This window comes from Streptomyces sp. NPDC002671, assembly GCF_053592475.1.
The window spans coordinates 20,681-27,261 of record NZ_JBSFVU010000056.1 but is presented as its reverse complement, the minus strand read 5'-3'; the positions used below and the strand labels follow the sequence as shown (position 1 = coordinate 27,261).

The window sequence follows — 6,581 nt, the reverse complement described above, 5'->3', positions numbered from 1 at the left end:
CCTCACGGAACTCCGCGTCGTACTTCTGTTGCTTGGACCCCATGAACCTCAACTTCCCCTGGTATCACGGACTCCACGCTACGAGGGGACCTTCAAGATGCTCGGCGTCCAACCCGTGGCGACCACACGCCTTGATGTGGGCCGCGAGCCCGGCGTCGATCACTTGCTCGCAAGACATCTGGTGAGGCGTCCCCCGAACCCCCCGCGCCGGGCTCACGAGAAGAACGTCCTCCGGTTGCCCGTCCCGCTTGAGCCCCGATCTGCGGATCTCCGCCATCGACTGCCTGCTGGCCTCAGGGGTGAAGCCCATAAGCCGTAGGCGCGCGAGGACGGTCCCAACTGTGGTGCGATAACCGAAGCGGTCGATGGAGTACTCATCGTCATCGTCCCAAGCCGTCAACGCCTCCAGCTCCGGCGGAACGTCTTGGCCTGCGGGAACGCTGTTCAGCCGGTCAATGCCCTGCACCCAATCGGCGTCCATGCGCTTGTCTTCTTCTTGGAAGATGGTCATGAGCCGGGACGGAAACTCGTTCTTGCCCGACAGAATCTGCCGCTCGCCCAGCAGCAGCCGCCATCTGTCTCCCACTAGCATCTCCGTCTCATCGCCGTCACAGAGTCACGGCGATGATGCCAGGAGGGCCCATCGGTCGCCCCTGGCGCTGGCCATAAGTGGTGAGGGCCCCAGGATGGTGCGGCGAGACAACCGCGATGAGCGATGGCAGATTCTGGGGCCGAACCACATCTCAGTGCCGATGCCCGCTCGGCCAGCGCCGATCGTCGATGTGCGAGACCTTCATCTGCGCCTCGAGGGCCTCGCGGAGCCGTTCATTGGTCAGTGCCAGCTGCTGGAGCTGAGCGACTGCGAGAGCAAGGTCTGAGGTCAGCTCCTGGTTTCGGCGGCGGAGTTTCGCGTTCCGGGCGACGAGCCTGTCGTGAGCGGTGGGCCCGTCGGCGGGATCGGCAGGGGTGGACCGGAGGGTGCCGAGCTCTTGGACGATGTCGGGGAAGCGGCGGCGGAACGTGGTGTTGCTCAGGCCGAGTTGATGAGCCAGCTTCAGGACGCTGGGTTTGGTGTTGGTCTGTCGGCAGGTCTCGATCATCTCCGCCATCCGCTTGCGGACCAGGGCTTCGGGCAGGTCAGAGACGCGGGCGGTCATGCGAGGGACTCCGTGCGCGTGTTGGTGGCCAGGAACTCGGTGATCTCAGCGTGACGCTGCTGGAGGCGGTGCTGCCGGAGGGGAGGCATGGCCGGCCGGGCAGCCATCCTCTTCTCCAGGCGAGCCAGTTCCCGGGTCCAGACAGCGACGTTCTCCGGGGTGAGGGCAACATTTCTGCAGGCCAGGGGCTTGCAGCCGCCGTGGTCGGGTAGCCCTTCACTTCCGCCGCGCTTCGCCTTTTCGCAGAGTGCCTTGGCGGGGTCGCGGACGCAGGTGACGTATTCGCCAGGATAGATCGCTGGATCATGCCGCTTCATGATCCGCTTCAGGCGATGCTTGTCGAGCGCGATCTGTCCCTGGAACTGGGCTCGTTCGCCAAACTCACTGAGTCGCCGTGCGACCTCTTCGGCCGACGGGCCGGCCAGGTCGGTGTGCTCGTGGGCGTCGATCATCGCGATGTAGGTCTCGCCGCGGGCGAGGGCCTGTTCGCTCTCGACCTCGGCCCGGAAGCCGGAGGCACTGGTGCCTGCATAACCTTCGAACATTTGAATTGATTGATGCCGATATTGCAGGGCGCCTGCGACGACTCCGCCGGGCCGTCGGGCGATGAACCACGCGAGCGTGCGCCGGAAGACGCTGGTCTTGAACCCGGTGCGACTCCGACCGGCTGCTGGGATGCTGTCGGACCGGCCGGAGGTGTCGCAGAGCCGATTGACGTAGCTGATGAACTTGTTGATCTGCGTGCCCGTCGCCTTGGTCGTGAGAGCGTCGGCCGAGCCCTTCTTGGCGTCGGATCCGTGACGGAGGCGGGCGAAGAGGAAGTCCGTTTCGGGTGGCTGGAGACATTCGAGGACGTCGATGGCCCGGGCGACGGGCTCGCCGACGACCCAGGTCGCTTCGACGCCTGCGTCGTCGTCCTCGCCCTTGAAGGCCAGGCTGGTGACCGTCCAGCGGTAGGGGGTCTTGTCCTCGTCCCGCTTGATGTGCAGGCATCCGCGCCGAAGGTGCTTGACCTCAGAGTCGCGAAGTCCTGAGAGGTATGCGATCACGATGTAGCAAGCGGCCTGCAGGTGACGGCCGAGCCGGGCCAGGCTGTGGGTCGCCGTGTGGTGGGTCGCGATCCCCTCGACCCACGGGACGCCGTCGATCCGGCCGGTGATCGGGGTGCCGAAGTAGCTGTCCGTGCCGATGCCGACGATCTCGGCGGTCGCGGCCAGGACGTCGGCGTGACGGTCGACACTGGTGCGGTCGCATTGCAGCGTCCGGGCAAGGTGGACGACGTTCGGACGGCCGCGATAGCCGGGCAGCGGTTGCCCCGAGGCGATGTGCTCGTCCATCAGGGCTCGGATGCGAAGCCCGATGTCCGCGACATCGTCCGGCTGGCGGAAGGTGTCGGTGCGGATAGCCCGCCAGTGGGCGTCGGCGGCCAGGATGTCTGGGGCGAACTCGTCGACGAACCGAAGGGCCCAGCCCAGCAGCGGCCCCATAGTCTCCTCGGGGAGCCGGTCGGTGGCGTTCTCGCTGCGGCGGGGCGCCTTGGACTCGCCCCACTCCGGGAGGTGGAGCGGGTCGAAGGACAGTGCGTGTTCGTCGAGGTGGGACCGCCAGCGCCAGAGGAGCCGGATAACGCCTCGCGCGAGCGTCCGGCGGTCGGAAGACCGGGGATGGAGCACATTGAGGTGCTTGCGGTAGGCAGTCAGGTCGTCCGGGGTCAGGCTGGACAGGTCGATGCGGTGCGGTTCCCAGCGTTTGTCCAGCCAAGTCAGGAAAGCTTTCATGTGCGTGAAGGTGATCCTGATGGAGGTGATGCCCGGCGAGTCCTCGCCGTCCGGCGGGTCGACGGACAGCAGGTGGTAGAAGAGCTTCTTCGCCGCCGACCGGAACCGCCGCGGAAGGCTCGGGAAGTTCAGGATGAGTGCGGCGTCGTGCGCTTTGAGCTGTGCAGGCCAGAGTCGCCAGATGTCGTCGCCGTAGCGGGAGGTGTCCTCCAGCCGGAACCCGGGCCGCAGCTGGCGGCCGTGCAGGACGTGGATGTTCTCCAGGGCGAGGTCGCCGGGTGGGAATCCGACGAACGTGGCAAGGCTCATGGCTGTTCCCAGGGGGCTTCGACGAGGTCGAGGAGGGCGTCGGGCAGGAGGTTCTTGCGTTCCTTGGCGACCTCGGCCGGCGAGAACTTGGTGAGGATGTCCCGCCGGATCGCGACCCAGGCCGGGCCGTAGCGGTTCCACCAGTCGATCTCGCTCATCCGCTGCCGCAGGGCGCCAAGGCTGTCGAGGAGACTGAGGAGCCTGGGCAGGTGAGTGCGGGTGACCAGGCAGTTCCCGCAGTGGAAGCAGTCGAGGAATGAGTCGCCGCAAGGCGCCTGGGTCTCCGGGTTGTGGTCATGGTCCTCGCAGGCGGTCCAGGCCGTGTCCAGTTCGCCGTCCGCCAGTTTGCGGGCGATGTCCGGGGCTATGCCGGCCTCCTCCAGGTCGTGCGCGGTGCCGGCCTCGGGCAGGACCTTCGGGCCACCGCCCCGGCGTTCGGCGGCTCGCTTGTGGGCGTCGGCGGCGGCGCGTTCGGCGTCCACGAGTGCTTCGGAGACCACCTCTGCGGCCCACTCCCGGGTCGGTTCGTCCGCCTTGAGGTAATTGGCGTAGAGGACCTGAGCGGTGTTGCTCTTCGCGGAGGACGGCAGGTGGCCGCCCAACTGCCGGGTGCGGCGGGCATCCACGCTGGTCTTGATCTGGTTGAAGGTGACCCGCAGCGGCGGTGCCGGCGGCTGCTTGCCCTTCTTCTTCGGCGGCAGGTCCGCCAACACCGGCTTGGGCCGCTCCGCGGCCCAAGCGGACATCTTCATCGCGGATCCGTAGCCGAGGTTCTTCTCGAACGGCGCCCAGTGCTCCTCGAAGCCCGTGTTGCCGTCGCGGTGGTTGTTGCGCCAGAGCGCGAACGCGGTGGAGGCACCGCAGAAGGCCCGGCCGCGGGCGGTCAGCTCCAGCAGCAGGAGATAGAGGCCGCCGGGCGTGTGGAGTTCACGGTTCTTCGGTCCAATCTCCCAGGTCACCGTCTCGAACCAGCGCTTGGCGCCGCGGCGGCGCTTGACCACGGACAGCTCGACAGCACGGTCTTCCAGAAGCCTGTGCTTGACCGGCAACTCCTTGATCGACTCTCCGTTCCGCTCCGTGACGATCATCAGGAGGACCACCAGAGGCGCCAGATCCTTCCAGGTCAGGAACAGCTCGGAGGCGAACGCGACTCTCTGGGCCTGCCGTTCCTGACGGCGCCGGACGGGCTCGGGGACGACACCGCTGTCGGCCATCGAGGCCAGCATCTCGCCCCGCCGAAGATCGTCCTCGCCAAGCTGACCAGGGTCCTCGCGATAGCGTCGCAGCAGGTCCTCACTGGCCCGCAGACGCCGGGCGATCCGGGCGGTGTCCGCCCTTGCCGCGGCCGTCAGCCGGTCCAGCTCCCCGCTCGAGTAGCCCCCCACCGACTGCGTCGGTGGTTTCTGCAGGCGTCGGTTGAAGGCATCCAGGGCCTCGGCCGGGAGATCGTCCTTCAGCTGTGGGTCGGTGAACTGCGTCCGCAGTTCCAGCAGCATCGAGTACTTCGTCCGCGGGGCGATGTCCGTGCGACCCCGGTAGGCATCGACGTGTGCGCGGGTCAGCTGCTGCGAACTCTCGGGCGGCGGGTCGAGGGACGGGAGGAACTCGGCCCAGTTCTGGGCCGCGTTCCAGGCGTGCCGCGAGCTTTCCAGGGTCCTGGCGCCGCCGCTGTAGCCGGTCCGCAGGGCGACCGACCGGGCCAGGAACAGACGCCAGCCCGGCATCGGCAGCGAGCTGAAGTCGAAGGTGCGGCTGCGGCCGTCCTCGCCGTGGAAGTCGACGGCCAGGGAGTCCGCCGCGTCCATCCTGACCAGCGGTGGGGCCTCGTAAGCTCCGGAAGGTGTCGCGGCCGGGCGGCCTGGTCCGGTGCTGCCCCGGCCCTGGCGGCGGCTCACCGTGTCACCACCCCTTCGGGCAGGTCGACGGGCGGCGTCTCGTCGCCGAGCTCGACGACCGGGGTGTCCCGCGGGTCCTCCCAGGTGTCTGGGACAAGGGCCATGCGAGTCTCCATCTCCAGTTCCTGCAGCGCATGCAGATAAATCAAGGTCGACAGTTGCGAGGCGTGACCGAGCCGGCGGCGGATCCAGTCCACCGGGTCTCCGAAGATCCTCTGGTAGTGCTGGCGCTGGGCCGGGTTCATCTCGCCGAGCGCCGCGAGGTGGCCGCGTTGGAGCTGTTCCAGCGTGATCACGGCGAAGGTGTGCCTGCAGAGGTGGGCGTGTGCCCTCTCCTCCAGCCCTGCCTCCTCGCAGCGCTGGTTGGCCGCAGTGAACATGTCCTTCCAGGTCGACAGGGCCAGAGGCATCCCGTCCTCGCCGAGCCAGAACATCGCGGGCTCGAGCCCCTGATCGGTGTCCACCAGCAGTCGGCGGCGTTCCAGCGGGCCGAGAAGACGCACGTCCACCCGCTGCCCGGCCATCGCCCCCGAGGTGTACTGGGCAAGGCGCGGAAACTCCGGATCCGAGATCACCAAAGGCCGCCGGATCCGCCGGTAGCGGCCTGCGGCCTGGGCCTCCTCCACCACCAGGGCCCGGTCCTCAAGGGCGTAGGCCGTCAGGTCCCGCCGCGAGGAAGCCGGCACATAGACCCACCGGGCGGACTCCCGCTTCGCGATCGACTTCGGCAGCCAGAACCTGCTGTAGCCGGGCGGCCCCTCACCCAGCGGGATCTCGGACTTGAGCAGGGTGGACTGTTCCTCAAGCCGCATCCCGGTGCGGACCAGCTTGTCCGTGAACGTCGCGTTGCGTGAGGCCCACCGGCCCCGGAAGTTGTCCCTCGGCAGGCCGTCGCAGTCGTATCCCCGCACCCCCACGTCCCGCCAGCGCCGGTAGGCCGCGGCGGGCAGCCATTCGATCGTCTCGCCGCCTTCGTCGTGCGCGTAGGACGCCGGGACCTTCTTGCTCTCGGTGACGACGGGCCGGCCGCCTGGCGAGGCCGCCCTCTCCTTGGCCTCCCGCAGGGGGATCGGGATCTCGGCGACCCACTTCTCCCGCTTCGCGTGCTCGTAGAACTGGAACACATGCGAGGTGTCCTGACTCCAGGTCGCTCCGCCGATGCGAGGCCCTTTCGCGTCCTGACGACGCCAGTGGCGGTAGGCCCGGTGGTCGGCCTCCGTGGCATCACGCCAGTCCCTGCCCCAGCGGGCCCGATGCAGGAACGTGAAGTAGCCGGCCAGGGCTCTCGCCCGGTTCCTCTGGCTGTTCAGCGGCCCCTCGAGATAGTCCACCCGATGGAGGTACGAGTTCGGGTCGACGTCGTAGACGTACCGGGGTGACAGCAAGTACGGCGTCCCGTCAGGAATGCCCTGGTCATCAAGCCAGCACTCCCATTCCTCAGG

The 6,581-nt window shown here is 67.9% G+C and carries 5 protein-coding genes; all 5 read right to left on the bottom strand.

Going from position 1 to position 6,581, the window contains the following annotated elements; translation table 11 throughout:
• Positions 1–64 precede the first annotated feature (64 nt).
• Positions 65–586 carry a hypothetical protein gene (locus tag ACWD35_RS40870; RefSeq protein WP_451356423.1) on the bottom strand — a complete coding sequence of 174 codons (522 nt, stop codon included), beginning with the start codon at positions 584–586 and terminating at the stop codon, positions 65–67.
• 157 nt (positions 587–743) lie between these two features.
• On the bottom strand, positions 744–1,157 hold the full coding sequence (locus ACWD35_RS40865; RefSeq protein ID WP_451356422.1) for a hypothetical protein: 414 nt from the start codon (positions 1,155–1,157) through the stop codon (positions 744–746).
• Positions 1,154–3,244: a hypothetical protein gene (locus ACWD35_RS40860; protein WP_451356421.1), complete on the bottom strand. Its 2,091-nt coding sequence runs from the start codon at positions 3,242–3,244 to the stop codon at positions 1,154–1,156. Before ACWD35_RS40860 ends, ACWD35_RS40865 begins: the two co-directional genes overlap by 4 nt.
• Positions 3,241–5,049, bottom strand: coding sequence for a hypothetical protein (locus tag ACWD35_RS40855; protein WP_451356420.1), 1,809 nt, complete (start codon positions 5,047–5,049; stop codon positions 3,241–3,243). Before ACWD35_RS40855 ends, ACWD35_RS40860 begins: the two co-directional genes overlap by 4 nt.
• 86 nt (positions 5,050–5,135) lie before the next feature.
• Positions 5,136–6,524 (bottom strand): tyrosine-type recombinase/integrase, encoded by a 1,389-nt coding sequence (locus tag ACWD35_RS40850; RefSeq protein ID WP_451356419.1) that lies wholly within the window; start codon positions 6,522–6,524, stop codon positions 5,136–5,138.
• Between the last annotated feature and the right edge of the window lie 57 nt (positions 6,525–6,581).

What these genes read in the sequence shown, in the direction of transcription:
- ACWD35_RS40865 (WP_451356422.1), bottom strand. Translation starts at nt 1,157, where the DNA reads ATGACCGCCCGCGTCTCTGACCTGCCCGAAGCCCTGGTCCGCAAGCGG.
- ACWD35_RS40860 (WP_451356421.1), bottom strand. Translation starts at nt 3,244, where the DNA reads ATGAGCCTTGCCACGTTCGTCGGATTCCCACCCGGCGACCTCGCCCTG.
- ACWD35_RS40855 (WP_451356420.1), bottom strand. Translation starts at nt 5,049, where the DNA reads ATGGACGCGGCGGACTCCCTGGCCGTCGACTTCCACGGCGAGGACGGC.